We start from the raw sequence: 1,869 nt of genomic DNA, 5'->3' as shown, positions 1-1,869 counted from the left end.
GAAGTGATGGCGCGCATGGGCGTGCACCTGCGCACCGCGCGCCATGTGCGCCAAGGCGCGGTGGAGCGCAGCCAGGCGCGCAACGCGCTTGACGCCTTTGGCTACGCCACCATCACCGTGCGCGCACAAGACGGCCGCCTGATGTGGCAAACCCCGCTGGCGCGCGAGTTGCTGCAGCGCTACTGCGGCACCGAAGCACCCGCCACGCCGCCCGCCGTGCTGCAATGGCTGCGCCGCCACCTGAGCGAAGCCCAGGCCCAGCGCGAACCGCCGCGCCTGACCCTGGAAAACGGCCCGCGCCGCCTCACCTTTCGGCTGCATCAACAGGTGGGCGACCAGGACGGCGAGGGCGGCGAAACCCCCGGCGAGGGCGGCGACTGGCTCATCGTCATGCAAGAAACCTCCGACGCCAGCGTGCTCGAAGCCATGGCCCACGCTTTCGCGCTCACCGCCCGCGAAGCCGAGGTGTTGTACTGGGTGGCCAAAGGCAAGATCAACCGCGACATCGGCGACATTCTGGGCGCCAGCCCCGCCACCGTGAAGAAACACCTGGAACGCATCTACGCCAAACTCGGCGTGGAAACCCGCACCGCCGCAGCGGCCATGGCCATCAACCGCGTGCCGTTGCTGCAGCCGCAGCATGGGGGGTGATGGGAGGCACCACGTCTTCCTTCGCTTACCGCTGCGTCAGGCAGCACAGCGAGCAGGGTCTTGACAGGCGCGTTGCCAAGGTGGACGAGATCACACGCACGCCACTGATCCGCAAAAAACTGGACCACATCGAGGTGGAGGCAGAGCCTGCCGCGCATCACACCAGCACGCGGGCCGTCGTTGTGGGATGGGTTTGAAGCGCATATGGGACATGTTGTCGACGTTGCGCTAAATTGGGCCAAGGCGGCCCAACCGGCGGTCGATCAGCGCATCAGTTGGTGAGGGGGCAGCAGCGGTTTTGATAACGTAGCGGGGTAGGGCTGCGCCTGGCACTGCAAAGAGGGGGATCTATGTCGGAAAGTCTCGGACTCCTGGCCCGGAGCGGCAGCTTAAATCGACCTGGCTCAGCCTCTCAGTGGCTTGGTGGCCTACAGATCGTGTCATACCTCACCTCGTGTAGTTGAATTTCCTATCCGTCAGAGTTGTGAAAAGGACTCAAACTTGTATCCGAAGAAAAAATGCCAGTCAGTGGTTTAACTGACTGGCATTACGCTTCAGCGGGCTTTTTAACGTCAGGCGATCTCCACCCCAGATCGTCTCGCAGCCTCAACCACTGCACCATGCAGAATGTCAGTGCCCGGCTTTACCAGAGGCCAAGCCTCCACAAAGCCCAGTTTCTTGGCACCCGCCTCAAACAGACAAACACACTCATGGTGGGGGTGTTGCGCTGAGGCGTACAGGATGCCGTCATAGCCTTTGCCAAAGCACTCCTCGGCAAACGCTTGCGTATGCTGAATACGCTGTGACTGCAGCACCGGGTACTGCTCTTCAAGCCCTCGCAAATCCACCAGCCTCAAGGGCTTCTTAGATGTGAAAGTGACCAACGTCTTCAACCGCAAATCCTCCAAAGCGACGAAAGCTACAAGTTCACGCCTGAAAACTGCCTCATACAACGCCGTCTCTGCACTGTCTGCCAGATACGCCGTTACCCCAGTTGCCACACAAAACCGCCCTGCTTTGATGCCTGCTGGAGGCAAAATCATGCGATTGATTTTGACGCTACCCTTTCGTGCAGCAGGGCTCTATGACGTTTTGAGTGGAACTTGACCTGACCGAGCTGGGTGTGCTGGGGTTCATGGATAGCGTAAATTTGCGGATATCAGTTCAATGACCACAACAAATAGCATGATCCTGAGTACAGAAGCCCTGTTCACCGCA

Annotated in this window: 2 protein-coding genes; one reads left to right on the top strand and one right to left on the bottom strand. The window is 60.1% G+C overall.

The window, feature by feature from the left end; genetic code table 11:
• The coding region (locus tag Q7J58_RS12005) for a helix-turn-helix transcriptional regulator (protein ID WP_304828093.1) at window positions 1-651 on the top strand (651 nt) is incomplete at its 5' end.
• A 572-nt stretch (window positions 652-1,223) separates the two neighbouring features.
• Here Q7J58_RS12005 and Q7J58_RS12000 read toward each other — a convergent pair.
• Window positions 1,224-1,694, bottom strand: coding sequence for an RES family NAD+ phosphorylase (locus tag Q7J58_RS12000; RefSeq protein WP_304828091.1), 471 nt, complete (start codon window positions 1,692-1,694; stop codon window positions 1,224-1,226).
• Between the last annotated feature and the right edge of the window lie 175 nt (window positions 1,695-1,869).

The sequence above is a fragment of the Hydrogenophaga sp. genome (assembly GCF_030656115.1).
In the GTDB taxonomy this organism is placed as follows: domain Bacteria; phylum Pseudomonadota; class Gammaproteobacteria; order Burkholderiales; family Burkholderiaceae_C; genus Hydrogenophaga.
This window is presented reverse-complemented; position numbering and strand designations above follow the sequence as displayed.

Coding starts and splice junctions, on each gene's coding strand:
- Q7J58_RS12000 (WP_304828091.1), bottom strand. CDS start 1,694: ATGATTTTGCCTCCAGCAGGCATCAAAGCAGGGCGGTTTTGTGTGGCA.